Below are 26238 nucleotides of genomic sequence, written 5' to 3'. Positions count from 1 at the left end.
AAACTACTGCTGAGAGGGTCTGCCCAGGCCCTCCAGTTGTAGATAGGTTGGATCGAACTCGGCCAGGCTGACAAGGCCGTCCCAATCCCGGATCATCACCTCCTCGCCGAGCCAGCTTATCAGCCCCTGCTCTCTCAACGCCTTGATGGCCCGGTTCATGTGGACGATGGACATGCCCCTGGCATCGGCGAGCTCCCCCTGGGTTATCGGCAAGCGGAATCGGAATCCGTCCGTTTCCTCGGCCGCCCATAGGCGCATGTAAAGCTCACAAAGAAGATGAGCGACATTTGCCCTCGACGACCGACGGCCAAAACTGACCAACCATTCTCTGTGAATAGCCGCATCAATCGTCGTGCTCAGCCAAAGCTGCCGCGTCAGGCTCGGAAAGCGCTCGGTGATCTCCTTGAGCTTCTCATGGGGAACCAATCCGATCGTGCATGGTGTGAGGGCAACGACGCCGTGGTCCATCTTCTTGAGAAGGAAGCTGTGGAGGTCGACGAAGTCTCCTTTGACGTGAATTGTCAAGAATTGCCGCTTTCCATTTGCGAGTTCTTTCGAACGCGCGGCAAATCCGCTCAGAAGTACCGTACTCGCTTGCGGAAGATCTCCCTCGCGGATGAATTCGCGATCGTGTGGGATTTCTCTCGTTCCAGCAAAAGCAGATCTCAGGAACTCCACTTCTTCCCGGGAAATCCCTCCCCGAATAGACAGTTGTCGCAGCAGCGGTTGCTCTATCACCCTAAACTCTCTTCTAAGTTGAGGGGCCGGCCTCTGTTTCGTGACTAAATGGCAACGCGCCAGACGCCTGTATCGATCCCAAGTTGCTCGGCTTTTTGCTCGGTGACCGCCAAAATCCGCCGAATATCCGGAAAAATCGCGGGAACACGGGCCCGTTTGTTCTGTTGGGCAAGGAATCCCCCAAACGACTTGGAGAGTGCAATGCAGGATATCTCCGGAAAACGCGTGGCAATTCTCGCAACGCATGGCTTTGAGCAGTCGGAGCTTGAGGTGCCCCTCAAAAAGCTGCGCGAGGCCGGCGCGGAGGTTGAGGTGATTTCGCCCGAACCGGGTGAGATCAAAGGCTGGGATGAGAAGGATTGGGGGCGCCCGGTGAAGGTCGACAAGACGCTCGACGAGGCACGGCCTGAAGACTATGACGCTCTCGTGCTTCCGGGCGGGCAGATCAATCCCGATCTCCTGCGTGTCGAAAAGAAAGCTCTCGATTTCATCAAGAGCTTCTGGAACGACCGCAAAGTCATCGGCGCCATTTGTCACGCCCCCTGGCTCCTTGCCGAAACCGGCATCGCCAAAGACCGCCGCCTGACCTCCTACCACTCGATGAAGACAGACGTCATCAATGCGGGTGCCCGATGGGAGGATTCGGAGGTCGTCACAGATCAGGGCCTCGTAACAAGCCGCAATCCTGGTGATCTCGACGCGTTCTGCGAAAAGCTCACTGAAGAGATCAGAGAAGGACGGCACGAAAGGCGAGCCGCATAGCTAACGGCGCCGATCCTCCCAATTGATCGCGCCTGGCCCATCCGTGCCGAAAGGCCGGATGGGCTTTTGCGTTGATGGCCTCACGGAGAATCACAAAAACTCTACTCGCATGCCGGGCGAAACTAACGTAGAGTGAGATTTTAGGGGCCGCTGACAATCTTGCTACATCCCTTGATGCCATCTTTCGCCGACGTGTTCATCACCGACGAGCTTACGCGTCGCGCGCCCAAAAAGCCGAATTACCTGCAGGAGAAACTCGCCCTGCAGGAGCTTGCTTCCCGCATGGTCGATGCACCTGAGGACGTTCTCCCCCGTTTTGTCGATCTCGCGATGCAGATGACGGAGGGCGTCTCGGCTGGGCTCAGTCTCTACGAAGGTGACGAAACACGGGCTTTCCGCTGTCGCTATCTTCGGGGTGCCCTCGCCTCTTTCGAAGGCAGTTCAGTTCCACGGGATTTCAGCCCCTGCGGCGTGACATTGGACGAGAACCGCCCGGTACTCACCGCCCATCCCGAGCGGGCCTATAGCTGGATTGCCGAGGCGGCCATCGTTATCCCTGAAGCCCTGCTTGTGCCCGTCAATGTCAGTGGAAAACAACCTTTCGGCACCCTCTGGATCATTGCCGACCAAGAGGGCCATTTCGACTCGGGACATGCACGCGCCGTGACGGAGTTGGCCACCTTCGTCGGGGCGGCGCTCAGCCTCCATGAAAGCCAGCAGCGGCTCAGCCGGGCGCTGGAGGAACAAGAGCGGCTTGCCGCAGAGATGGACCATCGGATCAAGAATCTCTTCGCGATCGCGGAGAGCATGATCCGCACCACGGCGCGCAGCACCTCCACAAAGGAGGAGATGGCATTAGCCCTTTCCGGCCGTCTGCACGCCCTTGCAAGCGCGCATTCGCTTGTCCGCCGCAAGGTGCGGAGCAACGAGGAAGGCCTGCGCACGACTGACCTTCGGGAGGTCATCGACACGATCACACGCCCGCACAACTCGGATCTTGCGGCCCGGTTTGAGCTCGAGGGGCCACCCGTCGCCTGCGGCGACAAGGCGGTAGACGGGATTGCGCTTGCGATCCACGAACTTGCGACCAACGCGTCCAAATACGGTGCTCTTCTGACCGACGAGGGACGAATCCTGATCCGCTGGCAACACGCCGATGACGACCTCGAGATCACTTGGAGCGAGAGCGGGGGTCCGAACATCGAGGAGCCGCCAAAGGTCACCGGCTATGGCAGCCGGCTCGTCAATGCTACGATCACACGCCAGTTCGGTGGCACCGTTCATTACGACTGGCGGCATGAAGGACTAGCAGTGACGATGAGGCTTCCCTTCGACGGTCTGCGCTTCTAGCGCCAATGCGGACGTAAAGTTAGGCCGATAATCGGCCGCATTAATGAGAATCCAGATCGGCCCTCAGCATCTTGTTTTCCGGATCGAACGGGCTATCCGGGATCACGGTGGCGGGGTGCGGCTCACCGAGTATCCTGATCTCAAGCTTCGTACCTATGGTCGAGCAATCCGGGCGAACCATGGCAAGGGCGAGACTCTTTCCCACCCGCCATCCATAGCCCCCATTCGTAACCCGACCGACAAGTTCGCCATTGCGATGGACCGGTTCTGAGCCGCGTGCGTCAGCGTCCGATATGTCATGCACCTCCAGCGTCACGAAATTCCAGTCGAGGCCCTCCTCACGCTGGCGGAGAAGTGCTTCACGACCGATAAAATCGCCCTTCTGAAGGCTCACGAAACGATCGAGCCCGCTTTCCCATGCCGAGTATTCGATGGACAGCTCACGAGGGATGAGGCGATAGCTCTTCTCAAGTGCCATGGAGTTCATAGCGCGAATGCCGAACGGGCGGATGCCATCCTCTTCGCCGGCTTCCATCACCATGTCGAAGATTGCGTTCTGCATCTCAATCGGATGATGCAGCTCCCAGCCGAGTTCACCTATGAAATTGATCCGCAGCGCGTGAGCCGTCGCATGCCCGATCGAGATGCGTTGGCCGGAGAGCCAGGGAAAGGACGCATTGGACAAGTCGTTGCGCGTAAGCTTGCTCAGCACGTCCCTGCTCTTCGGTCCTGCTAGGACCAGCACTCCCCATTGGGTTGTTACCGGGAACATTCGGACGCTGCCGTCCAGAGGCAAGAGCTTTCGCAGCACATCGTGATCATGTGCCTCATAGGCCCCGGCTGAAACAAGGTAGAAACCTTGCGGCTGGCGATACACGGTGAATTCAGAGCGCACGCCACCCGTCTTCGTCAGCAGATGGCATAATGCAATGCCTCCGTCCTTGCGGGGAAGCCGGTTGGCGAGAATGCGGTTGAGCCAGCTTTCGGCACCCGGACCGCTAACCCAGCATTTGGCGAAGGCCGTCATATCGAGCAGTCCCACATTTTCATGGAGGTTGATGACCTCCCTGCCGACATGCTCGAAATAGTTCGAGCGGCGGAACGACCATCTTTCCGCGATCCGGCCATCCTTAAGGGGGGCGGCATGATTGTGCTTGAGCAGAACATCGTCTCCCGCGCCGAGTTCGTCCTCCGGTACTTCATAACCAGCAGGCGCGAACCAGTTCGGACGCTCCCATCCATAAACCGAACCGAAGATGGCGCCACGCTCTCGCATGCGTTCGTAGCAGGGCGAGGTTTTCAGCGGCCTTCCGGCCGCACGCTCTTCGTCGGGATAGTGCACCGTGAAGACATTGGCATAAGCCTCTTCGTTCTTGGCGCGCAAATAGCCCTCGGTCGCGTATGGCCCAAAGCGGCGCGGATCTACGCCCATCATGTCGATCGATGGCTCGCCTTCCACGATCCACTCGGCAAGTTGCCAGCCCGCCCCGCCCGCAGCCGTGATGCCGAAGGAGTGGCCCTCGTTCAGCCAGAAGTTTTTCAAACCCGGCGCCGGGCCGATGATGGGGGAGCCGTCGGGAGTGTAGGCGATCGCCCCATTGTACATTTTCTTGATTCCGACCTCTCCGAAAGCCGGGACGCGAGCAATCGCCGTCTCGACATGCGGCATCAAGCGCTCCAGATCCTCCTGGAACAGCTCGTATTCGCTCTCGTCCGATGGTCCATCGAGATAGCAGCAGGGCGCGCCCCTCTCGTAGGGCCCGAGAAGCAGGCCGCCATTCTCCTCGCGCATGTACCAGGAGGAGTCGCTCTCGCGCAGCACAGCCATTTCGGGCAGCCCCCGGCGCTTGCGTTCCAGGATGGCAGGGTGCGGCTCCGTGACGATATACTGGTGCTCGACCGGGATGACCGGCACATCGAGCCCCACCATCTTTCCTGTCCTACGCGCAAAATTTCCCGTCGCCGAAACCACGTGCTCGGTCAAAATCTCTCCGCTGTCGGTAACGACACGCCAGCGTCCGTCCAGCTCCTGCTCGATGGCAACCACCGCAGTATGGCGATAGATCGTGGCGCCTCGATCCCTCGCCCCCTTGGCCAGGGCCTGCGTCAGGTCCGCAGGCTGGATATAGCCGTCGTCCGGATGCTGGATGGCTCCCACGATACCGTCGGTATTGCAGAGCGGCCAGACCTCCCTCACCTGCTCTGGCGTGAGGATATTCACCGCCACCCCGATCGTCTCGGCAATACCCGCGTAGTACTTATACTCGTCCCAACGGTCCTTCGTGCGGGCGAGGCGAATATTGCTGCAATTGACGAAACCGACACTCGTGCCGGTCTCAATCTCTAGATCCCGGTAGAGCTTGACCGAATATTTATGAATCTGGCCGACGGAGTAACTCATATTGAAGAGTGGCAGGAGTCCGGCGGCGTGCCAGGTCGATCCTGATGTGAGTTCCCGGCGTTCAACGAGAATAACGTCCGACCACCCTTTCTTTGCAAGGTGATAAAGGGTGGAGACTCCGACCACCCCTCCCCCGATAACGACCGCGCGTGCCTCTCTTTTCATGCGCTGCTCCCTGGCTTCGGCAGGCAGATAGCCGTCCCTCGGCGGGATTATGCCCGAGAGCAACGTGCTCCCCGGCCTGTTTGCGACATCGTCAAAGCGGCGCGCGACATAAAAAAAGCCCGGCATCAAGCCGGGCCCGTTCACACTTTGATGCAAAGTTTATTCCTGAGCCGGTGGCTGCTCGGGTGCCGGCCTGTCGCGCTCCATACGATGGAAGCGCCGCGGTCCATCGCCATCGCGCATGACGAAGCGGTGGTCATCCCCGCGGTACAGGTGCTTCGCGCGGTTGCCGAACGCGCCACGGCGCAGTTCTTCCTGGCTGAGCTGCCCGTCATCATTCCGATCGAGGAGTGCAAAACGCTTGCCCTGCTGGTTTTCCAGCTCCGCGAGCGAGACCTTCCCATCTCCATCTATATCGAGACGGCTCGCCAGTCGTGCAGCGCGACGCTCGAACTCACGCTTCATCAAATAATTTGCGAGCTCTTCCTGGGAGAGCGTGCCGTCCTTGTTCTCGTCGGCAGCCTGCAGCCGCTCCAAGCGGTTGCCGCCGAATTCATCCCGCGTGATCGATCCGTCGTTATTGGCGTCCAGTCGGCTGAAGAATCCGCCAGACTTACGCTGGTTCTGCTGCTGTGCAGCCGCCGGCTCGTTGTTGTTGCCGGCCTGCTGGGCATTGGCCAAGCCCACGGTGCCGGCCGCGACCGAAAGCGCGATCGCAGAAGCAAGTATTTTGCGAACCATCCGTTCACTCCTCAAATTGTGGGCGCCGCAGCGCCTTGGGGACGGACTCTTAATGCCACGGCCAACATTACGGCGTGCTTTCGGCGGCGTTACATTTTCGTAAGGGTCGCCCTACCGATGGAACGTCATCCACCGATCGAGAGGCTCGCGTTCTGTCCTGAGCTTGTTCTCGGGCTTAGAGGTATCTTCGTAGCCGAGCGCCATGCCGCAGACGACCACCTCCTCCTCGCAGATGCCGAGGACCGGCCGAATATGGCGGTGGTAAGGGGCAAATGCCGCTTGCGGACAGGTATGAAGCCCCCTCGCCCGCGCCGCGATCATGATCGATTGGAGAAAAGCGCCGTAGTCGATCCAGGATCCCTTGTTGAGCCTTCGATCGATCGTGAAGATCATGCCGACAGGCGCATCGAAAAAGAGGAAATTCCGGTCGTGCTGGGCGCGCATGCGGTCCACCTCGCGCCGCCCGATGCCGAGGAGACCATAAAGTGCATAACCCACCGCCCGGCGGCGGGAAAGATACGGCTCGAAAAAGCTGTCGGGATAGTATTTGTACTCGTCCCAATCGGCCTTTTCCGCGCGTATCCCGGAGGAGAGGATCGCTTCCGAAAGACGGCGCTTCGTCTCTCCCAAGGTCACATAGACCTTCCAGGGCTGCATGTTGGTTCCCGAAGGAGCCGTAGAGGCCACACGCAGAATCTCGCGTATCGCATCCTCAGGGACCGGGTCAGGCAAGAAAGCGCGAACGGAGCGACGGGAGGTGATGGCATGATCGACGGCGGCAACAGCCTCCGCATCCGCAGCTCTTTGATCCGGTGCCAACATTTCGCCGTCCTCAGAGACTGGAATTCGCCAGCCGTGGGAGGCGAATCTTACGCCAGCGCAGTGAAAATCCCCTTGATTTTTTCATATCGGTTTGGTTCATGAATTTCCAGAGGAATTTTTCACGATGTCCACCTCGTTCGAAAGCGCGGAAACGGATCTGAAAGCCAAGGCCCTGCGGCTGCTGGCAGGCGATATCAGACGCCTGCGCAAGGCACGCGGTTTGACGCTTGCCGGCCTTGCTTCGCAACTTGGCCGTTCCGTGGGTTGGCTGAGCCAGGTGGAACGAGGCATTTCGCTGCCGAGCCTTGCCGACCTTCGCGCGCTTGCAAATCACTTCAAGGTGCCAGTCAGCTTCTTCCTTACACCTGCCGCTCCCGACGAGAAGGAGCAGCAGGTGGTTGTACGGGCCGACAGTCGTCGCAGGCTCGTCTCGGGAGAGCCCGGCGTAACTGAAGAGCTCCTTTCGCCAGATCTAGGGGGGCGCTTCGAGATCACCCGGTGCGAGTTCGCGGGCAACACCTCGCCCCAGCCTCGCAAGCGTGCCGCCGAAGAAGCAGGTTACGTCGTTTCCGGCGCGTTGGACCTCGAAGTCGCGGGGAAGTGGTACCAGCTTTCCACCGGCGACAGTTTCCGCCTGCATGGCGAGGCGTTTCGCTGGCGCAACCCGCATGGGGAGCCGGCAGTCGTGATCTGGGTGGTTTCGCCTCCCGTCTACTGACAGCATGCTTCCGGAATGCAGGCCGGCAGGGGTTGACAATTTATGCTGCGGGCATGACGGCTTGGGAAAACGAGCCCTGAGCGCCACGCGGAAAGAGTAAATCCATGCCCGAAACTTCAAAGCGCATAGCCGGCATCATGCCTTCCGGCAAAGACGGTTGGGAGGTCCATTTCACTGCCCTCACTCGACGTTTGGCGGGCGAGGAAATTCTGATGCTGTCGGTAGGCGACCATGATTTCGATACGCCTTCAGGAACGATCGCGGCCTGCGTGGAGGCGGTGCAGACCGGCCATCACCATTACATCCAGCTGCCGGGCCTGCCCAGATTGCGCCAGGCGCTGGCGCGGCTGTCGGCTGATTGCACAGGCGTGGAAACCCTCTCTGAAGAAGTGATCGTCACGCAGGGAGGCCAAGGCGCGCTCTTCGCAGCCTGTCAGGCTGTGCTCGATCCCGGCTCGCACGCGATCATCATCTCGCCCTACTATGCCACCTATCCGGGCACGACCCGCGCTGCCGGCGCAAGCTTCACGGAAATCGAGACACGTTCGGAGGACGGTTTCGAGCCGGGCGCGGAAGCGATCACCGCGGCGATCCGGCCCGAAACGCGCATGATCCTCATCAACTCGCCCAACAACCCGACCGGCTCGGTCTATTCGCGTGCGACTATGGAGGCTATCGCGGAAATCTGCCGGCGGCACAATCTCTGGCTCGTGTCGGACGAGGTTTACTGGACGCTGCGCGGTGAACGGGAGCACGTGTCGCCCCGTTCATTTCCGGGCATGAAGGAGCGCACGCTGGTCGTGAACTCACTCTCCAAAAGCCATGGCATGACAGGCTGGCGCGTCGGCTGGCTCACCGCACCCGCCGAGGTGGTAAGGCTGCTTACCAATCTCAACATCGTTTCGAGCTACGGAATGGTGGATTTCGTCTCCCGAGCGGCGATTGCGGCCGTTGAAAATGGCTATGGGGTCCAGGAAATCGCGGAACGCTATGCCGCCCGCCGGAGCGCGTTCCTGGACGCACTCAGAGGCGCGAACGAGGTTATCGTGCGGGGTTCTGAAGGCGGCATGTATGTCATGCTCGACATTTCCCATGTGGATCCAAACGCAGAAGCTTTCGCGTGGGGGCTGTTGCAGGCCGAAAAAGTCGCGGTGATGCCGGGCCCGAGCTTCGGCGCCGCCGCGGAGGGACTTATCCGCATCTCAATGTGCCAGGAGGAGCCGGTGCTGCGCGAAGCAGCGGCACGTATCCGCCGCTATATCGCATCGAAGACGACGCGGCGTGACGCGGCCGAATAGGCCGCATTCCCTGCCTGCACCGCAGCCATCCTCCCCTAATCAAAACGCGAGCGCGATCTTCATCCGGGCTTCATGTCGGCGTCACCTGCATGTCACGGCGGCTGTCTTAGAAAAATGCATCTCTGTTCAGACGAGGAGAATCGGAGATGCCCACTCGCCGCACGCTCATCAAGGCCACCGCTGCGGCTGGCCTTCTAGCCCCGTTCGCGGGCTTTGCCGCCTCGACTGCAAAGGCGCAAGGCGGAGCCCTGTTCCGGTTCGGCATCGTCGCCGACCCGCAATATGCGCCCTTTCCGCCCAAACCCGGTGGCACGCGCTATTACGCCAACAGTCTGTGGAAGCTGACGGAGGCAATAGAAAGCTTCAACAAGCAGGACCTAGAGTTCGTTGTGACCCTAGGAGACATCATCGACCGTCACTGGGACAGTTTCGGCGATATCCTGCCGATTTACGACCGGCTGCGGCATGACCACTTCTTCGTACTCGGCAATCATGATTACGAGGTGGGCCAGGATTATCTGCGCTCGGTCGTCCGTACCGTTGGCATGCCAAAGCCCTACTACGACTTCACCGGCGGAGGCTATCGTTTCATCGTCCTCGATGGGAATGATGTGAGCTTGTTCGCACCGCCCGCCGGGGATCCGCGGCTTGAAATCGCCGCCGCGCGCCTGGCGAAGCTCAGGGAGGCCGGTGCACCAAACGCGCATAACTGGAACGGCTCGCTGAGCGACGTGCAGTTTTCATGGCTTGGCGAAGCGCTGGATAGAGCAAGATCCGCTGGAGAGAAGGTGATCGTGCTCAGCCATTATCCGGTCTATCCACACGATATGCATAATCTCTGGGATTCCGAGCGGATCGTCGAACTGCTTACAAGCCACGAGCATGTCGTGGCCTTCTTCAACGGGCACAATCACGCCGGAAATTACGGCGAGATTTCCGGAAAGCACTTCGTCAATTTCCAAGGGATGGTCGAAACACCGGCGCACAATGCCTTCGCGATCGTGACGGTCTACGAGAACCGGCTCGAGATCGCCGGCTTCGGGCGCGAGCCGAGCCGAAGCCTGAGGCTTCCGGAAACGCGCGGTGCCTGATGAGACGGGTAGGCCGGCTTCCGTCGGCCTACCCGCTTCCTTTAATGGCGCTGAGCGAGTGCTTCGTCCTCGCTGAACGACTTGATCAGCGGCATGAGCTGCCACAGAGCCGACAGCCCCACCAGAATGTAGATCACCCTGGAGACTGCAGCCTCCGGACCGCCAAAAATGGCCGCCACGAGGTCGAACTGGAACAGGCCAACGAGCAGCCAGTTCAATCCGCCAATGATGATGAGGACAAGAGTGATAACGTTGAGCGAGTGCATAAGAGTTCTCCCGCTGGGACTCCCGCACCAACACAACGCTCGATCAACCACATCGTTCCAGCTGCAACAAATCGTGAATACCCGCGCCAGCTTGAGGGCGCGAGCGAGCAGGCTCGAAGCTCATGCTGCGCAACGGCCGTGAACTCATCCCTCCGAACGCGGCAGCTCGGCAATACCACCGTGAGCGGCCGACCATTTGAGAGGCTCCTTGAGGAAGGCTTCGGCCTGATCGAGCGCCTCTACCCCGAAGCGATTTTCCTTGCGGCAAGCCGCGAGGATGTCCCACCAGGTGGTGAGGTAATGGAGGCGCATTCCGGCCGCTTTCAACCGATCCGGTGTGTCCGGAAAGATGTCGTAATAGAAGACAGCGAACGTGTCGGTCACATTTGCGCCCGCCTTGCGAATGGCTTCGGCGAATTTGATCTTGCTGCCGCCATCGGTGGTGAGATCTTCGACCAGGAGCACGCGCGCGCCGTCGGCCAGATTGCCTTCGATTTGCGCATTGCGGCCGAAGCCCTTGGGCTTCTTGCGCACATACAGCATCGGCAGGCCGAGCCTCTCCGACAGCCACGCGGCAAAGGGAATGCCAGCCGTCTCGCCGCCGGCCACTGCATCGAATTGCTCGAACCCCGCACCGCGCAGGACCACCGACGCTCCGAAATCCATGACGGCGGAGCGGATGCGTGGATAGGAAATGAGCTTGCGACAATCGATATAGACGGGCGCTTTGATGCCGGAGGTGAAGGTATAGGGCTCGTCTGCGCGGATGTGGACCGCCTCGATCTCCAGAAGCATCTTGGCAACCGTTTCGGCGATCAGGGCCTTATCGGGAAAAGTATTGGCAAACATGGCGGGCTCCGGTCACTATGATCACGCTAAGGCGTTCTGCTCGGGGACATTTAGTTCCGCTGCGGGCCCCTCGCAGATGCCGAGTTGACGTTCTTGCTCGAAGGCTGCCGCCTTCCGTTGCCTAGCAGGCTAGCACTCCGCTAGAAAGTTAATCCTCCACCTTCCAGTGGATCGGGAACATCGGGTCGAAAATGGTGAGGGTTTCCTCGCCGACGCTGACCTTCCGCTCCATCTCCACCGGAACGTCCTGGCGCCGGAGCGTGATCCGCTTTTCATTAGGCGGCAGGCGGTAGAAGGCAGGGCCGTTCAAGGAGGTGAAGGCTTCGAGCTGATCGAGCGCCCCCTCCTCCTCGAAAACATGTGCCAGGCAAGCAAGCGTGTTCGGCGCGTTGAAGATGCCGGCGCAGCCGCAGGCGCATTCCTTGAGAGGATCCAGATGGGGCGCGGAATCCGTGCCGAGGAAGAAGGGCCCATGGCCCGAGATGGCGGCGGCGCGCAGTGCGAGGCGATGCGCTTCGCGCTTGGCCACCGGCAGGCAATAATAATGCGGCCGGATTCCGCCGGCCAGGATCGCGTTGCGGTTGATGATCAGGTGGTGCGGCGTGATCGTAGCGCCCATATTTTGACCCTGCGCGCGGACGAAATCCACGCCGTCCTTGGTCGTAATGTGCTCCATCACGATGCGGAGCTCGGGGATGCGCCGCCGCAAGGGCTCCAGCACCCGCTCGATGAAGGCCGCCTCGCGGTCGAAGATGTCGACCGTTGGATCGGTCACCTCGCCATGCACGCAAAGTGGCAGGCCGATGGCCGCCATCCGCTCCAACACGGGATAGGCTGTCTCGATATTGCGCACGCCGCTCTGGGAGTTGGTCGTTGCTCCGGCCGGATAAAGCTTGACGGCCTTGATCAGACCGTCGCGAAAGCCGGCCTCCACGTCCTCGGCCTGGGTCGTTTCCGTAAGATAGAGCGTCATCAGCGGTGTGAAGCTGCTCCCTTCCGGCAACGCCGCCAGGATGCGCTCGCGATAGGCCGCCGCATCCGTCGTGGTGACGACCGGCGGCACCAGGTTCGGCATGATGATGGCGCGGGCGAAATGCACCGCGGAATGGGGTGCCACGGCCTTAAGCACGGCGCCGTCGCGCAGGTGGAGATGCCAGTCGTCTGGCTGCCTGATTGTGAGCGTTTTCATGATGAGACCGAGACATAGCCGGTTTGAGCCCAAGCGCAAGCAAAACTATGGCTCGCCACCAACTTGCGAAAATGCTCGCTGCCCCTGTCGGATTGAGGCATGCTCGGCCGTCTTTCAAGCGAACGAGGTGAACCGATGCTTTATGCCATTCTTTGTTACCACGACGAGGACGTGGTGATGTCCTGGAGCAAGGCCGAAGACGAAGCGGTCCTGGCCAAGCGCAAGCGCGTGCAGAAGGAATTCGTCGAGCATGGGAAGATGGGGCCGGCTATCAGGCTCGTGCCTACCACCGGCGCCACCACGATCCGAACCTCCGGCAACGAGCAGCTGGTGCTGGACGGCCCTTTCGCCGAGACGAAAGAACAGCTTCTGGGCTTCTATCTCGTGGATTGCGAAAACCTGGACGAGGTCATCGATTTCGCCAAGCGCCTGAAAGAGGGCGAAAGCTGCACATTCGAGATCCGCCCGGTTCAGATCTTTGAAGAAGGCGTGCTCCCTGGAGAGGTGAAAGTAGCATCATGAACGACCTGGCCTGGATCGAGACGACATTGACGGGCGCGCGCCCGCAGGCGATGGGCGCGCTTCTGCGTTATTTCCGCGATCTCGACCGGGCCGAGGAGGCGTTCCAGGAAGCCTGCCTGCGCGCCATAAAGACCTGGCCGGTGAACGGGCCGCCCCGCGATCCCGCCGCCTGGCTCATCTTCGTTGGCCGCAATGCCGCGCTCGATTCGGTCCGTCGCGACAGCCGCAACACGGCACTTCCCGCCGACGAGGCGATTTCCGACCTTGGGGATGCCGAGGCCGATATGGCCGAGCGGCTGGACGACTCGCATTATCGCGACGACATCCTGCGGCTGATGTTCATCTGCTGCCATCCGGATTTGCCGGCGACACAGCAGGTGGCGCTCGCGTTGCGCATCGTCTCCGGCCTCTCCGTCCGCGAGATCGCCAGTGCCTTTCTCGTCAACGAAAAGGCGATGGAGCAGCGCATCACCCGGGCAAAGCGGCGCGTGACGGAAGCAAACGTGCCCTTCGGCGCCCCCGGGGCCGTAGAGAGGGCGGAGCGGCTCGCGGCGGTGGCCGCCATGATCTATCTGATCTTCAATGAGGGCTACTCCGCGAGCGGCGGGGACATGCATGTGCGCGAACCGCTCTGCAGCGAGGCGATCCGGCTCGCCCGCCTCCTCCTGAGGCTTTTTCCTGCTGAGCCGGAGGTCATGGGCCTTTTGGCGCTGATGCTCCTGCAGCATGCCCGCACGCCTGCCCGCATCGACGGCGACGGCAATATCGTCCTCCTGGACGAGCAGAACCGCAGCCTCTGGAACCGCGACATGATTACGGAGGGCTTGGCGCTGGTGGACAAGGCCATGCGCCATCGCAAGCCCGGCGCCTACCAGGTGCAGGCGGCGATCGCTGCGCTCCACGCGCGGGCGTCGAAGCCGGAGGAAACCGATTGGCAGGAGATCAACCTGCTCTACCAGATGCTGGAACGCCTTCAGCCCTCCCCAATCATCCGGCTCAACCGCGCGGTTGCGGTGCTCAAGACGCAAGGGCCGGAGGCCGCGCTGTTGCTTGTCGAGCCGCTTGCGGAACGGCTCTCGAACTATTTTTACTTCCATGGCGTGCGCGGTGCGCTGCTGAAGGAACTGGGCCGCGAGCGGGAAGCGCGCACCGCGTTCGACAAGGCCATTTCGCTCGCCCGCACGCCCGCCGAAGCCGCCCATATCCGCCACCAGATCGACCGGCTGATCACCGACTCGAAACCAAAGGCAAAATCTGCCTGATTTTTTCCCGGCGGAGAAATGTCGGAGGGCGTCCGCTGCAGCCGTCCTAGGCGCGTGGTTCAAGAGTGAGGAGATGAACATGCGCTATGTCTGCCTGGTTTATGTCGATCAAACTGCATTGAGGGCCCTCCCCAAGGAAGAGATGGACCGGCTGGTCCAAGACTCCATCGCCTATGACGGTCTGCTCGCGCAGCAGGGCAATCTGGTCGTCGCTCACGCGCTGGAAGCGCCCTCCCGCGCCACAAATCTCGTCACGCGCGGCGGGAAGGTGGTGACGGTGGATGGTCCCTTTTCCGAAGCGAAGGAGCAACTCGTCGGATTTCTCCTGGTGGAAGCCAAGGACCGCGACGACGCGGTCGCCATGGCCTCCAAGGTACCTATAGGCCGCTATGGCCGTATCGAGATCCGCATGGCGGGCAAGCCCGGCGAGCAATGATACGCGTCCGGCCCCGGTCCCAACCGGGAATGTGTCCGCAAGGAGCGAGACGGAGAATCCCTATGCGTTACCTTTTACTGATTTATGCCGATGAAGCCGAGATGAGGACGAAGCCTCTGGAAGCAGCGATGGAATGCGTGCGCGCGGCACAGGGCTACGACGAGGAGTTGAAGGCAAAAGGGCATTTCATAGCCTCGCACGGTTTGGAATGGCCATCAGAGGCGACCACGCTGCGTCTGAAGAGCGGCAGGATTGTCAGCACCGACGGCCCCTTCAGCGAGACCAAGGAGCAATTGCTCGGCTTCCTCCTGATCGAGGCGGAAGGAAAGGACGAGGCTTTTGCACTCGCAGCCCGCCTGCCTATGCTCGCCACCGGCAGCACAGTGGAACTGCGCGCGATCGAAGATCTCACCGGGGATGCATTTTGAACGCCCGCAACACCCGTCCCCCTACTGGGACCGCTAGTTGGACGGAGCGGCCATAGGAGAAGGCGAAGAAGATGCCGCGGCCGACAAGATCGGACTCCGCGCTCTAGAAACCGCCTCCGGTGGGGACGTTTCCATTGCGGCTGCGCCGCCTCTCGGCGCAGCCGCATAAAAAATGCCTTCTGTCGGATGTGCGCCTTTTCCACCGTCCTTGGGACGACCAGATCGCAAAGGGCTTTATGCAAAAGAAGGAGAAGGACATGTCTGCAATCCAAATCACCCCTGGTGAAACCGGCGAACCGCGCGGCGGCGTCATCGCCTATCTCCAGGTCGAGGGAACCACCAAGGCTGCCGCATTTTACGAGAAGGCTTTCGGCGCCAAAGAAGTCGCCCGCCATCCGGTGGATGAACAGGGACGCACGATGCATCTCCATCTCTACATCAACGGCGGCTCGGTGATGATGAGCGATCCCTATCCCGAATATGGCCACGCTTACATAAAGCCTGCAGGCATCACCCTCACCCTCTGCGTCGATGATGTGGATTTCTGGTGGGATCGCGCCTCCAAGGCGGAAGGCATGGAGGTGGTGATGCCACTTGAAAAGATGTTCTGGGGCGACCGTTTCGGCCAGCTTCGCGATCCCTTCGGCTACGACTGGGCAATCGTTGGCAAGTAACTTGCCCAGGGCTGAGTACCTGGCTGCTGCCCCGGCAGCAGCAAATTCGTGTTCCGAAGACCGGAAAAAACTCGTCCTGAGGGGTTTACTCACCCATTGCGCGCCCTACCCTTGGACGGGTGGCCGCAAATCATGGAGGTGCGGCCGCGAAGCGCTTGGGCGCAGATGGATCGAAATCGGTAAAAAGGAGAAATCCATGAGACAAGCCAAGACAGGCGATGTCGTGCGCGTCCACTATCGGGGACGCCTCACCGACGGCACCGAATTCGATTCCTCGGAAGGCCGCGAGCCGCTCGAATTCCAAGTTGGGGGCGGCCAGGTCATCCCCGGTTTCGAGAGGCAAGTGGAAGGCATGGAGGTCGGCGAGATTTCGACGATCACCATTCCTGCCGACGAGGCTTATGGAACAAGGGACGAGCGGCAGGTGCAATCGGTGCCGCGCAGCTCCATGCCCGACAATCTGGATCTTCAGATCGGCACGCGGCTGACCGCGACCACGCGCGACGGCAAACAGATACCGCTCACCGTCATCCAGGTTGACGATGAAGAGGTGGTGGTGGACGCCAATCATCCGCTCGCCGGCCAAGATCTGGTCTTCGATATCGAGCTGGTAGAGATCCTCGGCTCTGAACCCGGCTTGAAATTCGGCCAGTAGAGGGCAACGAATGGAGCAGGCATTTGGCAGCAGGCGTACCGCTTGCTTGCCGACCTGCGCTCTGCTCTTTCAGCACTATCTTACCCGCTTAGAGCCCTATCCTCTACTGCCCTAAGTACATCTGCGCGAACTCTGCCGAGGGCGGGATCGGCTTTATGACGTCGATCAGCACGCCATTCGGGTCACGAGTGATAAAATGGCGTTGACCAAAAGCTTCATCGCGCAGTTCCAGCAAGATCGGCAGGCCGGAAACTCTCGCCCGTTCATATTCGCCATCCACGTCCTCCACCTCGAAATTGAGGATCAGGCCCGAGGCACGCCCGCGCGCGACCGGCGGAATGGTCTCGTGGGAGCCGTCGAGAATGGCAAGGTTCACGCCTTCGTCCTCACCTGACTGAAAGTGCACGTACCAGCCGCTCTCGAACCTCGCTTCGAAACCGAAGTGATCGCAATAAAAGGCTGCCGTCCCCGCCACGTCATCGGTCATGATCACCGGGTAATAACTGGTGGTCTTCATCGTCTTGCTGCCTTTCACAAAAAGACATACTGTCTGTATGTAAATCCAAGATAACATACAGGCTGTATGTATGCAAGAAGCGAAGACCCCTCGCCGCCCCAATAGCGAACGTTCGGAGAAGACGCGTGAAAAGCTGCTCAAAGCAGCCCGCCGTCTTTTCGTGGAGAAATCCTATGCGGAGACCAGCACGCCCGAGATTGCGGAAAAGGCAGGTGTGACCCGTGGCGCGCTCTATCACCATTTCGCAGACAAGCAGGCCCTCTTTCAAGCGGTCGTGGAGCGCGAGGCCTTCCTGTTGGCCGAGGAGATCGAGCGGAAAGCCATGTCCCCCTCCCCCGTCGCAGCTCTCCTGGAAGGAGGTTCTGCATTCCTGGAGGCCATGGCCGTGGCTGGACGCACGCGCTTGCTCCTGCTCGATGGTCCAGCCGTTCTGGGCCGGTCGGTGATGGATGAGATCGAGGGCCGGCACGGCAATCGAACCTTACGTGAGGGTTTGGCCGCCGCGATTCGAGCAGGCGCTCTGCCCGCGTTGCCCCTTTCCGCACTTACCGGTCTTCTCGCAGCAGCTTTCGACCGCGCGGCGCTTGCGATTGAGGCTGGCGGGAACGAGAAAGCCTATCGCCAGACACTTGCCGGGATCATCGAAGGGTTGGCGGCATCCGCCGCCGCACGCAAAGCCGATGGCTCCGACCAGCAGGAACTGCCGTTCTGAACTGCCTGAGCCCGGCATCCCTCCTTCCTTGCAAAATCCGGGGGTGTCGGGAAAACTTCCAGCGGACTAGCTGAACAGGGCGTCGCCCTGCTCGTCGATGATCTGGCGGCCTTTGCGGATCGCGTGCTCAGCGGCGAGATCGGCGCTAGGAAAACGATCGGCGCGGACAAACCTGTGCTCCTTCACCTCGCCGCCGATCTCCTTGGAGATCACGCCACAGGTCTGGAACTGCCCTTCCTGGGAGAAGGGCGTGGCTCGGATGGTGAAGCCCTTGTGCTCTTCCGGCTTGCCGACCGTTCCCTGCTCCGCTGATTTCTCACTGCCGAACAGGCGCTTCAGAAATGACATGGCACTCTCCTTATGGCTTCTGGGACGCTACCGCGGCTGCGCATCGAGGATCAGACTAGCTCAAGTGCAGAACGATCTCGCGCCGGTGCGGCTTGTCGCGGTGTTCGAAAAGGTAGATCCCCTGCCAGGTGCCCAGCAGCATCTGTCCTTGGGAAACGGGGATGCCGATGGAGGTCTGCGTAAGCGCCGCCTTGATGTGTGCCGGCATGTCGTCCGGCCCTTCGAGACGGTGCACGATCCAATCCATGGAGGGATCGCTGGAGGGTGGAACGAGCCGGGCGAAGAACGCATCGAGATCGCGCTTCACATCAGGGTCGGCATTCTCCTGGATGATCAGCGAGCAGGATGTGTGCCGTACGAAGACAGTGAGCAGGCCTTCCTCAGCCGGCTGTCTGCGCACGAAATCAGCGGCCTCCCGGGTAAACTCGTAGAGACCCTGGCCGAACGTACCGATGGTGAGGCGCATCTGGGGCATGATCGGGTCGTGCATCGGCCAGATGCGCCTGTCAAGCGGTTCCGGCTCAGCCCAGCGAGCGGATGATCTCGCGATAGGCATCCTCAGGGAAAGCCTTCAGCGTACAGGTCTTCACATTGCCCTGGGTGCCCAGCCTCAGCGCAAAGCGGGCGGCTATGGCATCGTCCGGAGCCTCGCAGACCGCCACCATGTCATATTCACCCATGGTCAGATAAAAGCCCTGAAACGAGCCGCCCATTTCCTGAAGCAAGGTCTTGGCGGCATCGAGCCGCCGCGGCGACTCGCGCAGGTTCTTCATGCCTTGTTCGGTCCAGTTCAAAAGTACGATGTAAGTGGTCACGTCACACCTCCCTCGGCGCCGTGACATCTCACGCAGATCTGCCGGCGCCGGAACGTTTCCCACCGCCTGCAGCGAAATATGCGCCTGCCCGTCTCGAGCGGCAAGATGAACGCTTTCAGGTCGCCATCCGCTTTGGGGCGCAATTCTACCAAAGCTGGATAGTCTCGCAGGAACCTCTATCAACCCGAGCGCAATTCCGGACGAAAGCTGGCACCGTCCCGCATGGGCCTGCGGCGGTAGCCGCTCCTGTGTCAGTCGGAACTCAAGATGAACCGCCGATGCGGCAGCATAATTGGCCGAGCATTGTTGTTATATATGGCAGTGAACTTGGCGATGTCGTCTGCGCTCACCTCGAGAGGCTCCTTGACGATCATCCAGTCTACATCTTCGCTACAGGGCGGCGTGGTCAAGGACCCCTCATAAAGCCAGTAGTCGAGCGAGTGCGGCAGAAGGCCGTTCGGATCGACATGCTTTACATCGACATCCACTCCCTGCTTATGCGGGAAACCGGCAGCAAGCTTTGCAAAGCCCTCATTCTTTGCGCCGACCGTCAGGAAGACCGCGAGCACGCCATAGGAATCCGTCTTGTCGTTCTTGTGAACGAAATGCACTTCCATGGGAAAGGTCTTGCCCTTCACGCGGTGCTCGCTCGGCGTATGGAAATGAAACTGAACCAGATCATAGACCTCTCCGTCCCGCGTAAGGGTGCTGCCGGAAGGCATGTTTATTTGCACGGTATGGCCGTTGTTCACCATCGTTCCACCGCGGCCTGTCCATTTGACGGCCAGCTTTGAAAGCTTTGCGCTGACATCTCCAGAAATATCGATCGGCGATTGCTGGCTACCGGTGATACAGGCCAAATTACGCGGACCGAGATAAGCCCAATAGTCCGGCCCATTGCCCGCGTTCTCCCAAGGTGCCGCCGTCGCCGGCCCCGCACAAAACAGACAAGCGGCAATGAGAGACTTGATAAAATTGCGCCGTTCCATGAACAGATTCCCTTGCGGTGAAATGAGTTGAATATGCAAATATCAATTCTACTCTAGCGGGAGAAAATGCGGCGGCAGCGTGTCAAAACCGAAGCTGGCGTGTGTGCTTCGGCGTCCGCGGTTTACGAAGACATAAAGGATTGGAGACGAATTCCGTTAAGTCCTCAACCGGTCCATAACGGCGCCTAGCAGAGCGCGCGAGTCTCCGCGGCAAGCGTTTCGCATCAAGCAGGTTCCAACAGCGAGCGGGCTTGTGCTGACAGCTCCCGGTTGCGACACGAGCCCTTCGTCGGGCTGACCGGCGCATACTTCTGACAACAAAAGCCGGGCACCAGCCCGGCTTTTTGGATGCATTGAGCACCACGATTTCTGCGCTTGAGTAGCATGATCTCCGAAAACCCGCAGTTTTCGGATCGCCGCTCCCTCAGCTGTCGAGGAAGCTGCGGAGCTTGCGGCTGCGGCTCGGATGCTTGAGCTTTCTCAGCGCCTTTGCCTCGATCTGGCGAATACGCTCGCGGGTCACCGAAAACTGCTGGCCCACCTCTTCAAGCGTATGATCGGTGTTCATGCCGATACCGAAGCGCATGCGGAGCACGCGTTCCTCACGCGGCGTTAGCGAGGCGAGCACGCGCGTCGTGGTCTCGCGCAGGTTTGCCTGAATCGCCGCGTCGATCGGCAGCACAGCGGACTTGTCCTCGATGAAATCGCCGAGATGTGAATCCTCCTCGTCGCCAACAGGCGTTTCGAGAGAAATCGGCTCCTTGGCGATCTTCAAGACCTTGCGCACCTTCTCAAGCGGCATGGCGAGCTTCTCGGCCAGTTCCTCCGGCGTCGGCTCGCGGCCGATCTCGTGCAGCATCTGGCGCGAGGTGCGCACGATCTTGTTGATCGTCTCGATCATGTGCACCGGAATGCGGATCGTGCGGGCCTGGTCGGCGATCGAGCGGGTAATCGCCTGCCGGATCCACCAGGTGGCATAGGTCGAGAACTTGTAGCCGCGACGATACTCGAACTTGTCGACTGCCTTCATCAGGCCGATATTGCCTTCCTGGATCAAATCCAGGAACTGCAGGCCGCGGTTCGTGTATTTCTTGGCGATCGAGATGACGAGGCGAAGATTGGCCTCCACCATCTCCTTCTTGGCGATGGCCGCCTCGCGCTCGCCTTTCTGCACCTGGTTGACGATGCGGCGGAACTCGCCGATCGAAATGCCCGTCTCTTGGGCAAGGTTCTGGATCTCGGAGCGAAGCGCCTCGATCGTGTCGTCCTCGTGCTTGACGAATTCTTTCCAGCCGGGCTGCGGCAAGGCCGCGACCGTCCCGCCCCAGTTCGGGTCGAGCTCGGAGCCCTGATAAGCCTTGAGGAAGTCCTCGCGCCTGACGCCATAGCTTTCGGCGAGACGGAACAGTTTCAGCTCGTTCTGAACCAGCCGCTTGTTGATGTCGTAAAGCTGCTCAACCAGCGTTTCAATGCGCTGGTTGTTGAGTGAAAGCGACTTCACCGCCTTGATGAGCTCGTCTTTCAACTCCTTCGAGCGGCGCTCCTGGCCGGCCGACAGCTTGTCGGAATCGCCCAGACGGCTCTCGACCTCCTGGTCCTGCAGCTTGCGCAGCTTGGCATAGGTGTCTGCAATAAAGTCGAGGGTCTGCATGACGCCGGGCTTGAGCTCGGCCTCCATGGCGGCGAGGGAGAGATTGGTCTCGTCCTCTTCCTCGTCATCCTCTTCGGACCGCGTCTCGCCGCCGACATTGGTGATGTCGTCCTCGTCATCCCGTGAGCGCCGAGAGACCTTCTCTTCGACCGCGGGTTTTGCAAGCTCGTCGGGCCGCGCGATCACAGGAGCCTGCTTGCCCTCCGGGCCGGCATAAGTTGCCTCGAGATCGATAATCTCGCGCAGCAGGATCTTTCCTTCGTTGAGTTCGTCGCGCCAGATGATGAGGGCCTGGAAAGTGAGCGGGCTTTCGCAAAGCCCTGCGATCATGGTCTCGCGTCCAGCCTCGATGCGCTTGGCGATGGCGATCTCGCCCTCACGCGACAGAAGCTCTACCGATCCCATCTCGCGCAGATACATGCGCACCGGGTCGTCGGTGCGATCGGTCGGCTCCTTCTTCGTGACGGTCGCGACGGCGCTGGTCCCGGCCTCGACCAAGTCGCTGCTTTCCTCTTCGCTCGAGTTGTCGGCTTCGGCTTCTTCGCCGGCCTCCTCGTCCTCGACCACGTTGATGCCCATGTCGGAGAGCATGGCCATCGTGTCCTCGATCTGCTCGGAACTCACTTCCCCGGAAGGCAGCACCGCGTTCAGCTCGTCCATGGTCACATAGCCGCGCTTCTTCGCGAGCTTGATCATTTTCTTGACTGCATCGTCGGAAAGGTCGAGCAGCGGCCCGTCGGTGCCGTCGCGTTCGATTTCGACCTCTTCCTTTTCCTTTGTCGCCATGCTCTGCCTTCTCCAACCGCCCCTTGCAGTGGGCTCAGCTATCTTTCCACAGCCCGGCTCTCTGCCGGCGTGCGCACTTTCAGGCTCTATGCGCCCTGTGTTAAAGCGCGATTAACCCTGACATCTATAGCGGTCTTGCCGCTTATCCATGTCCTGTGGTCTTTTTGCTTACGCAGACCAACCCGCAGGATCCGGTCGAATCGATCCTGATTCCTTTAAACCACGCCGAGGTCAAGCTGCTGTGCCATGATTCGCGCCAAAAAAGCGAATCGCAGCACGTTTTGGCTGCTCGCTCCTGGGGATAAATCAAGACCTTCCAACCCGCCCCGAGAGTACACCAAAGCCCTCGATGAGCGCTTCCGCTGACTGCAAATTGCGCAGTTCCGCCTGAATCTCCACGAGATGCCGATAATTTTCTTCGGTCGGTTCGTTGGCCAGCGCCTGCTCGGCCGCTTTCAGTTCCCTATGTAGGGCGCCTGCACTGCGGTGCAAGTGCAGCGCCTGCAGAAAGGCCTCGCGTGCGTCCTCGAAGGCCGCCTCCGGCAAAGCCGGCCACTGATTCGCGCGCTGGAGGAGAGCTTGCGCCCGCTCCAGCACCTCGCCAAGGCCGGCAGCTGCAATTGCCTGTGTCAATGCCTCCCGGTCATGCGCCACGTCATGGGCGACCGCATCGAGCAGAGCGGAATGGAGCCTCCTCAGGTCAGCGTTGGAAAGCAACAACTTCTCCACGGCATCGAATTGCTCATCGATCAGTGCCGGGTGGTTCACGAGAGTGACGATAATGGCTGCCTCCCGAAGGGGCATGATGCTTGCGGTTTTCTTCACAAGGGCGGAGCGCGCCAGGCTTTCGGAGACTGCAAATCGCCCCGCGGCTGCCCCCTGCCTGCCCGGCGCTCCCCCGCGCGACGAAAAGCCGCCGCGCTTCTTCCATCCAGCCTGGGATGCTGAACCAAAAAAGCTCTGCACCCTGTCGCGAAGTTCCTGCGCGTAGTGCCTGCGGACATTCTCGTCGCGGATTCTGTTCGCAAGCTCACGAAACGTCTGCTCAAGCTCCGCACGCCGCTCGGGCGTATCGAAGACACGACCCGATGTCTCACGCATCCAGAGAAGATCGGCAAGCGGCCTTGCCTCCGCGACCAGCCCATCGAAGGCCTGCCGCCCCTCTTCACGCACGAGATCGTCCGGGTCCTTCCCTTCCGGGAGAAGTGCAAAGCGCAGGGATCGCCCCGGCTGCACCATAGGCAGCGCGAGATCGGCCGCCCGCCACGCCGCGCGCAATCCCGCACCATCTCCGTCGAAGCAGAGCACCGGCTCGCCGGACATGCGCCACACGAGTTCAAGCTGATTTTCGGTGAGCGCCGTGCCGAGCGGGGCCACCACATTCTCGATGCCGGCCTGGGCAAGCGCGATCACGTCCATATAGCCCTCGACAGCGATCACCGGGCCACCCTTGGCGGCCTTGCGCGCGCGGGCATGGTTGTAGAGTACATTGCCCTTGTGGAAGAGCTCGGTGTCCGGCGAATTCAGGTATTTCGCCGGCACATCGGAGGAAAGCGCTCTCCCCCCGAAAGCGATCACGCGGCCGCGCGTATCCTCGATCGGAAACATGACCCGGCCACGGAACCGGTCATATGAGACGGGGATATCCGGCCCGCTCACCACCAGGCCGCAGGCTTCCATCTGCTCTTTTCCGATGCCCCGGCCAGAGAGAAATTCCTTGAGCGCATTGCGGCTATCCGGCGCGAAGCCGAGACGGAACGTCTGCTGTGTCGCCGAGGAGATGCCACGTCCGCGCAAATAGGACCTGGCTTCGGCGCCTTGAGCTCCCTGCAGGCAATCCTGGAAGAACTGCGTCGCCATCTCCATCACATCCGTGAGGCTGGCTCGCTCTTTCTCTCTCTTCTCCGCCTCAGGGTCACGCGCGGGCATCGGCACGCCTGCCATCTCGGCGACGCGCTCCACGGCCTCGGGAAAACTCATCCCGTCAAGTTCCACGAGAAAGCGGAAATGATCGCCCGAAACGCCGCAGCCAAAACAGTGGTACCGCCCCTTGCGGTCCTCGCAGTGGAAGCTCGGCGTCTTCTCGCCATGGAAGGGGCAGCAGGCCCAGAAATCGCCCCGGCCAGGATTGCTCTTGCGCTTGTCGAAGGTCGCGCGCGTGCCCACCACCTGGCTGATGGGTACGCGATCGCGGATTTCGTCGAGGAAGCTAGTGGAAAAGCGCATGGGCCCCGCCTGTCATGGGGATCCTATACAGCACTTGCGGGCCTGTCGCGAACTTCCAGCCCAAATACCCGCTGTTCACAGGCATGCGCTTGAAGCTTTGCTCATCCCCGGTCACGGAACTTGTTGGTGATGGGATAGCGCCGGTCACGTCCAAAGTTCTTTTTCGTAATCTTCACGCCGGGAGCAGCCTGGCGGCGCTTGTACTCGGCGACGTAAAGGAGATGCTCGACCCGGTGCACGAGATCCCGGTCGTGGCCGCGTGCAACAATTTCGTCCACTCCCATCTCATTCTCCACCAGGCACTCCAGGATATCGTCCAGCACGGGATAGGGCGGAAGCGAATCCTGGTCCGTCTGGTTCTCGCGCAATTCGGCCGACGGGGCCTTGTCTAAGATGGATACCGGAATCACCTCTCCGGACGGTCCGAGCGCCGCGGGCGGCACATGTTCGTTGCGCCAGCGGCAGAGCGCGTAGACCTGCATCTTGTAGAGATCCTTGATGGGATTGAAGCCGCCATTCATGTCTCCGTAGAGCGTGGCATACCCGACCGACATTTCGGATTTGTTGCCCGTCGTCACGACCATGGAGCCGAACTTGTTGGAGATTGCCATGAGCAGTGTGCCGCGCGCGCGGCTCTGCAGGTTCTCCTCCGTAATGCCCTGTTCCGTGCCCTCGAAGAGCTGGCCGAGTGCATTGAGGAAGCCCTCCACAGGCTCGCCGATCGGCACGATGTCATAACGGCAGCCGAGTGCGCGCGCACAGTCTTCCGCATCGCGCAGCGATTCCTTCGAGGTATAGCGGTAGGGCATCATCACCGCCCTCACCCGCTCCTCACCGAGCGCATCCACCGCAAGCGCCGCACAAAGCGCGGAGTCAACGCCGCCGGACAGGCCCAGAACGACGGTCCTGAAGCCGTTCTTGTTCACATAGTCGCGCAGGCCCAGCATGCAGGCGCGATAATCCGCCTCTTCCTTTTCCGGAATGATGGCCATCGGTCCGTCAGAGCAGACCCATTCGTCTTCTGTTCTGCGCCAGGTGGTGACGGCGACCGCCTCCTCGAATTGGCTCATCTGGAAGGCGAGCGACTTGTCCGCCTGGATGGCGAAGGAAGCGCCGTCGAAGACGAGCTCGTCCTGGCCGCCCAGCATATTGGCGTAAACGATCGGCAGGCCGCTCTCGATCACCTGCACGATGACCACCTGCTGGCGAACCTCCACCTTTCCCCGATAATAGGGCGAGCCGTTCGGAACGAGCAGGATTTCGGCGCCGGATTCGGCCAGGGTCTCGCAGACGTCGAGCTTGCCCCAGATGTCCTCGCATACGGGGATTCCGATGCGCACGCCCCGGAAATTCACCGGGCCGGGCATGCTGGGACCAGCCTGGAAGACGCGCTTCTCATCGAATTCGCCGTAATTCGGCAGATCCACCTTATAGCGTTCGGCGATCACTTTGCCGTCATCGAGCACCATCACGGCATTGTGCACGCCGCTTTCACGCTTGAGCGGCGTGCCGATGATGACGCCCGGTCCGCCATCGGCCGTTTCCGCCGCGAGCTCCCGCACAGCCTTCTCGCAGGCTGCGACGAAGGCAGGCTTCAGCACCAGGTCTTCAGGCGGATAGCCGGCGATAAAGAGCTCGGTGAAAAGGACGAGATCGGCCCCCTGCCTGGCAGCCTCTGCGCGCGCCACGCGCGCCTTGGCGAGATTGCCTGGAATGTCACCGACCGTAGGGTTCAGCTGAGCGACGGCGATGCGGAGAATATCGGGAGCGGCTTGGGTCATGAGGCTCATCTAGCTCGCACCCAAGGGGCTTGCAAGGATCGAGCGG

27 protein-coding genes are annotated in these 26238 nt (G+C 60.7%); 12 read left to right on the top strand and 15 right to left on the bottom strand.

Annotated elements, in window-relative coordinates:
- Window positions 1-3: 3 nt before the first annotated feature.
- Window positions 4-984 (bottom strand): Crp/Fnr family transcriptional regulator, encoded by a 981-nt coding sequence (locus CHEJ32_RS0117250; protein ID WP_256375690.1) that lies wholly within the window; start codon window positions 982-984, stop codon window positions 4-6.
- Between CHEJ32_RS0117250 and CHEJ32_RS0117245 the strand changes: the two genes are divergently transcribed.
- Both CHEJ32_RS0117245 and CHEJ32_RS0117240 read left to right on the top strand, forming a co-directional pair.
- On the top strand, window positions 940-1500 hold the full coding sequence (locus CHEJ32_RS0117245; protein ID WP_028034903.1) for a type 1 glutamine amidotransferase domain-containing protein: 561 nt from the start codon (window positions 940-942) through the stop codon (window positions 1498-1500). The two genes, CHEJ32_RS0117250 and CHEJ32_RS0117245, sit on opposite strands and share 45 nt — an antisense overlap.
- A 174-nt stretch (window positions 1501-1674) precedes the next feature.
- On the top strand, window positions 1675-2850 hold the full coding sequence (locus CHEJ32_RS0117240; RefSeq protein ID WP_028034902.1) for a sensor histidine kinase: 1176 nt from the start codon (window positions 1675-1677) through the stop codon (window positions 2848-2850).
- 40 nt (window positions 2851-2890) lie between these two features.
- Here CHEJ32_RS0117240 and CHEJ32_RS0117235 read toward each other — a convergent pair whose 3' ends face one another.
- From CHEJ32_RS0117235 to CHEJ32_RS0117225, 3 genes are all read right to left on the bottom strand, one after another.
- A complete protein-coding gene (locus CHEJ32_RS0117235; RefSeq protein WP_028034901.1) occupies window positions 2891-5416 on the bottom strand; it encodes an FAD-dependent oxidoreductase in 2526 nt (841 codons plus the stop codon).
- A gap of 159 nt (window positions 5417-5575) precedes the next feature.
- Window positions 5576-6157, bottom strand: a complete 582-nt coding sequence (locus tag CHEJ32_RS26355; protein WP_051469721.1) for an EF-hand domain-containing protein — start codon at window positions 6155-6157, stop codon at window positions 5576-5578.
- 111 nt (window positions 6158-6268) lie between these two features.
- Window positions 6269-6979 (bottom strand): nitroreductase, encoded by a 711-nt coding sequence (locus CHEJ32_RS0117225; RefSeq protein WP_028034900.1) that lies wholly within the window; start codon window positions 6977-6979, stop codon window positions 6269-6271.
- 124 nt (window positions 6980-7103) lie between these two features.
- On the opposite strand from CHEJ32_RS0117225, the gene CHEJ32_RS0117220 reads away from it, so the two are divergent.
- From CHEJ32_RS0117220 to CHEJ32_RS0117210, 3 genes are all read left to right on the top strand, one after another.
- Window positions 7104-7697, top strand: a complete 594-nt coding sequence (locus CHEJ32_RS0117220; protein WP_084032839.1) for a helix-turn-helix domain-containing protein — start codon at window positions 7104-7106, stop codon at window positions 7695-7697.
- Between the two features lie 104 nt (window positions 7698-7801).
- Window positions 7802-8995 (top strand): pyridoxal phosphate-dependent aminotransferase, encoded by a 1194-nt coding sequence (locus CHEJ32_RS0117215; RefSeq protein WP_028034898.1) that lies wholly within the window; start codon window positions 7802-7804, stop codon window positions 8993-8995.
- Window positions 8996-9141: 146 nt separating this feature from the next.
- Window positions 9142-10086: a metallophosphoesterase gene (locus tag CHEJ32_RS0117210; protein ID WP_034658658.1), complete on the top strand. Its 945-nt coding sequence runs from the start codon at window positions 9142-9144 to the stop codon at window positions 10084-10086.
- Window positions 10087-10127: 41 nt separating this feature from the next.
- Here CHEJ32_RS0117210 and CHEJ32_RS0117205 read toward each other — a convergent pair whose 3' ends face one another.
- The 3 genes from CHEJ32_RS0117205 to pyrC form a co-directional block, all read right to left on the bottom strand.
- Window positions 10128-10352 carry a DUF378 domain-containing protein gene (locus tag CHEJ32_RS0117205; RefSeq protein ID WP_028034896.1) on the bottom strand — a complete coding sequence of 75 codons (225 nt, stop codon included), beginning with the start codon at window positions 10350-10352 and terminating at the stop codon, window positions 10128-10130.
- A gap of 144 nt (window positions 10353-10496) precedes the next feature.
- Window positions 10497-11201 (bottom strand): orotate phosphoribosyltransferase, encoded by a 705-nt coding sequence (locus CHEJ32_RS0117200; RefSeq protein WP_028034895.1) that lies wholly within the window; start codon window positions 11199-11201, stop codon window positions 10497-10499.
- Between the two features lie 148 nt (window positions 11202-11349).
- Window positions 11350-12390, bottom strand: coding sequence for a dihydroorotase (gene pyrC, locus CHEJ32_RS0117195; protein ID WP_028034894.1), 1041 nt, complete (start codon window positions 12388-12390; stop codon window positions 11350-11352).
- A 135-nt stretch (window positions 12391-12525) separates the two neighbouring features.
- On the opposite strand from pyrC, the gene CHEJ32_RS0117190 reads away from it, so the two are divergent.
- The 6 genes from CHEJ32_RS0117190 (at window position 12526) to CHEJ32_RS0117165 (ending at window position 16367) form a co-directional block, all read left to right on the top strand.
- Complete coding sequence (locus CHEJ32_RS0117190; protein ID WP_028034893.1) at window positions 12526-12912, top strand: YciI family protein; 387 nt, start codon at window positions 12526-12528, stop codon at window positions 12910-12912.
- Entirely contained in the window at window positions 12909-14174 is a 1266-nt protein-coding gene (locus tag CHEJ32_RS0117185) for an RNA polymerase sigma factor (protein WP_028034892.1), read from the top strand. Before CHEJ32_RS0117190 ends, CHEJ32_RS0117185 begins: the two co-directional genes overlap by 4 nt.
- Before the next feature lie 79 nt (window positions 14175-14253).
- Window positions 14254-14610, top strand: coding sequence for a YciI family protein (locus CHEJ32_RS0117180; protein WP_028034891.1), 357 nt, complete (start codon window positions 14254-14256; stop codon window positions 14608-14610).
- A 62-nt stretch (window positions 14611-14672) separates the two neighbouring features.
- Window positions 14673-15038 carry a YciI family protein gene (locus CHEJ32_RS0117175; protein ID WP_028034890.1) on the top strand — a complete coding sequence of 122 codons (366 nt, stop codon included), beginning with the start codon at window positions 14673-14675 and terminating at the stop codon, window positions 15036-15038.
- Between the two features lie 257 nt (window positions 15039-15295).
- The gene (locus tag CHEJ32_RS0117170) at window positions 15296-15712 is read left to right on the top strand and encodes a glyoxalase/bleomycin resistance/extradiol dioxygenase family protein (protein WP_028034889.1); all 417 of its coding nucleotides are present in this window, start codon (window positions 15296-15298) and stop codon (window positions 15710-15712) included.
- A gap of 196 nt (window positions 15713-15908) precedes the next feature.
- Window positions 15909-16367 carry a peptidylprolyl isomerase gene (locus tag CHEJ32_RS0117165; RefSeq protein WP_028034888.1) on the top strand — a complete coding sequence of 153 codons (459 nt, stop codon included), beginning with the start codon at window positions 15909-15911 and terminating at the stop codon, window positions 16365-16367.
- A 103-nt stretch (window positions 16368-16470) separates the two neighbouring features.
- Here CHEJ32_RS0117165 and CHEJ32_RS0117160 read toward each other — a convergent pair whose 3' ends face one another.
- A complete protein-coding gene (locus CHEJ32_RS0117160) occupies window positions 16471-16884 on the bottom strand; it encodes a VOC family protein (protein ID WP_028034887.1) in 414 nt (137 codons plus the stop codon).
- A gap of 70 nt (window positions 16885-16954) precedes the next feature.
- Here CHEJ32_RS0117160 and CHEJ32_RS0117155 point away from each other — a divergent pair, with 70 nt between their 5' ends.
- A complete protein-coding gene (locus CHEJ32_RS0117155; protein ID WP_028034886.1) occupies window positions 16955-17596 on the top strand; it encodes a TetR/AcrR family transcriptional regulator in 642 nt (213 codons plus the stop codon).
- A 66-nt stretch (window positions 17597-17662) separates the two neighbouring features.
- On the opposite strand, the gene CHEJ32_RS0117150 is transcribed toward CHEJ32_RS0117155, so the two are convergent.
- The 7 genes from CHEJ32_RS0117150 to CHEJ32_RS0117120 form a co-directional block, all read right to left on the bottom strand.
- Entirely contained in the window at window positions 17663-17944 is a 282-nt protein-coding gene (locus tag CHEJ32_RS0117150; protein ID WP_028034885.1) for an HlyU family transcriptional regulator, read from the bottom strand.
- Window positions 17945-17999: 55 nt separating this feature from the next.
- Window positions 18000-18419 carry a secondary thiamine-phosphate synthase enzyme YjbQ gene (locus CHEJ32_RS0117145; protein WP_028034884.1) on the bottom strand — a complete coding sequence of 140 codons (420 nt, stop codon included), beginning with the start codon at window positions 18417-18419 and terminating at the stop codon, window positions 18000-18002.
- Window positions 18420-18465: 46 nt separating this feature from the next.
- Window positions 18466-18759 (bottom strand): GYD domain-containing protein, encoded by a 294-nt coding sequence (locus CHEJ32_RS0117140; protein ID WP_028034883.1) that lies wholly within the window; start codon window positions 18757-18759, stop codon window positions 18466-18468.
- A gap of 251 nt (window positions 18760-19010) precedes the next feature.
- The gene (locus tag CHEJ32_RS0117135) at window positions 19011-19748 is read right to left on the bottom strand and encodes a carbonic anhydrase (RefSeq protein ID WP_028034882.1); all 738 of its coding nucleotides are present in this window, start codon (window positions 19746-19748) and stop codon (window positions 19011-19013) included.
- A 424-nt stretch (window positions 19749-20172) separates the two neighbouring features.
- On the bottom strand, window positions 20173-22185 hold the full coding sequence (rpoD, locus tag CHEJ32_RS0117130; RefSeq protein WP_028034881.1) for an RNA polymerase sigma factor RpoD: 2013 nt from the start codon (window positions 22183-22185) through the stop codon (window positions 20173-20175).
- Between the two features lie 306 nt (window positions 22186-22491).
- Entirely contained in the window at window positions 22492-24411 is a 1920-nt protein-coding gene (gene dnaG, locus CHEJ32_RS0117125) for a DNA primase (RefSeq protein WP_028034880.1), read from the bottom strand.
- A gap of 101 nt (window positions 24412-24512) precedes the next feature.
- A complete protein-coding gene (locus CHEJ32_RS0117120) occupies window positions 24513-26192 on the bottom strand; it encodes an NAD+ synthase (RefSeq protein ID WP_028034879.1) in 1680 nt (559 codons plus the stop codon).
- Window positions 26193-26238: the final 46 nt, after the last annotated feature.

Origin of the sequence: Chelativorans sp. J32 (assembly GCF_000518985.1) — a bacterium.
GTDB lineage: Bacteria > Pseudomonadota > Alphaproteobacteria > Rhizobiales > Rhizobiaceae > Chelativorans.
Note: the sequence above shows the minus strand (reverse complement) of the source record. Positions and strands in the feature narration are given on the sequence as shown.

Bases quoted from the DNA above. Each gene is read 5' to 3' on its own strand.
- CHEJ32_RS26355 (WP_051469721.1), bottom strand. From the start codon at position 6,157: ATGGTTCGCAAAATACTTGCTTCTGCGATCGCGCTTTCGGTCGCGGCC.
- CHEJ32_RS0117190 (WP_028034893.1), top strand. From the start codon at position 12,526: ATGCTTTATGCCATTCTTTGTTACCACGACGAGGACGTGGTGATGTCC.
- CHEJ32_RS0117145 (WP_028034884.1), bottom strand. From the start codon at position 18,419: ATGCCCCAGATGCGCCTCACCATCGGTACGTTCGGCCAGGGTCTCTAC.
- CHEJ32_RS0117180 (WP_028034891.1), top strand. From the start codon at position 14,254: ATGCGCTATGTCTGCCTGGTTTATGTCGATCAAACTGCATTGAGGGCC.
- pyrC (WP_028034894.1), bottom strand. From the start codon at position 12,390: ATGAAAACGCTCACAATCAGGCAGCCAGACGACTGGCATCTCCACCTG.
- CHEJ32_RS0117215 (WP_028034898.1), top strand. From the start codon at position 7,802: ATGCCCGAAACTTCAAAGCGCATAGCCGGCATCATGCCTTCCGGCAAA.
- CHEJ32_RS0117170 (WP_028034889.1), top strand. From the start codon at position 15,296: ATGTCTGCAATCCAAATCACCCCTGGTGAAACCGGCGAACCGCGCGGC.
- CHEJ32_RS0117240 (WP_028034902.1), top strand. From the start codon at position 1,675: ATGCCATCTTTCGCCGACGTGTTCATCACCGACGAGCTTACGCGTCGC.
- dnaG (WP_028034880.1), bottom strand. From the start codon at position 24,411: ATGCGCTTTTCCACTAGCTTCCTCGACGAAATCCGCGATCGCGTACCC.
- CHEJ32_RS0117245 (WP_028034903.1), top strand. From the start codon at position 940: ATGCAGGATATCTCCGGAAAACGCGTGGCAATTCTCGCAACGCATGGC.
- CHEJ32_RS0117175 (WP_028034890.1), top strand. From the start codon at position 14,673: ATGCGTTACCTTTTACTGATTTATGCCGATGAAGCCGAGATGAGGACG.
- CHEJ32_RS0117200 (WP_028034895.1), bottom strand. From the start codon at position 11,201: ATGTTTGCCAATACTTTTCCCGATAAGGCCCTGATCGCCGAAACGGTT.
- CHEJ32_RS0117220 (WP_084032839.1), top strand. From the start codon at position 7,104: ATGTCCACCTCGTTCGAAAGCGCGGAAACGGATCTGAAAGCCAAGGCC.
- CHEJ32_RS0117160 (WP_028034887.1), bottom strand. From the start codon at position 16,884: ATGAAGACCACCAGTTATTACCCGGTGATCATGACCGATGACGTGGCG.
- CHEJ32_RS0117205 (WP_028034896.1), bottom strand. From the start codon at position 10,352: ATGCACTCGCTCAACGTTATCACTCTTGTCCTCATCATCATTGGCGGA.
- CHEJ32_RS0117210 (WP_034658658.1), top strand. From the start codon at position 9,142: ATGCCCACTCGCCGCACGCTCATCAAGGCCACCGCTGCGGCTGGCCTT.
- CHEJ32_RS0117135 (WP_028034882.1), bottom strand. From the start codon at position 19,748: ATGGAACGGCGCAATTTTATCAAGTCTCTCATTGCCGCTTGTCTGTTT.
- CHEJ32_RS0117120 (WP_028034879.1), bottom strand. From the start codon at position 26,192: ATGACCCAAGCCGCTCCCGATATTCTCCGCATCGCCGTCGCTCAGCTG.
- CHEJ32_RS0117155 (WP_028034886.1), top strand. From the start codon at position 16,955: ATGCAAGAAGCGAAGACCCCTCGCCGCCCCAATAGCGAACGTTCGGAG.
- rpoD (WP_028034881.1), bottom strand. From the start codon at position 22,185: ATGGCGACAAAGGAAAAGGAAGAGGTCGAAATCGAACGCGACGGCACC.
- CHEJ32_RS0117185 (WP_028034892.1), top strand. From the start codon at position 12,909: ATGAACGACCTGGCCTGGATCGAGACGACATTGACGGGCGCGCGCCCG.
- CHEJ32_RS0117150 (WP_028034885.1), bottom strand. From the start codon at position 17,944: ATGTCATTTCTGAAGCGCCTGTTCGGCAGTGAGAAATCAGCGGAGCAG.
- CHEJ32_RS0117250 (WP_256375690.1), bottom strand. From the start codon at position 984: ATGCGTTGCGAGAATTGCCACGCGTTTTCCGGAGATATCCTGCATTGC.
- CHEJ32_RS0117225 (WP_028034900.1), bottom strand. From the start codon at position 6,979: ATGTTGGCACCGGATCAAAGAGCTGCGGATGCGGAGGCTGTTGCCGCC.
- CHEJ32_RS0117235 (WP_028034901.1), bottom strand. From the start codon at position 5,416: ATGAAAAGAGAGGCACGCGCGGTCGTTATCGGGGGAGGGGTGGTCGGA.
- CHEJ32_RS0117165 (WP_028034888.1), top strand. From the start codon at position 15,909: ATGAGACAAGCCAAGACAGGCGATGTCGTGCGCGTCCACTATCGGGGA.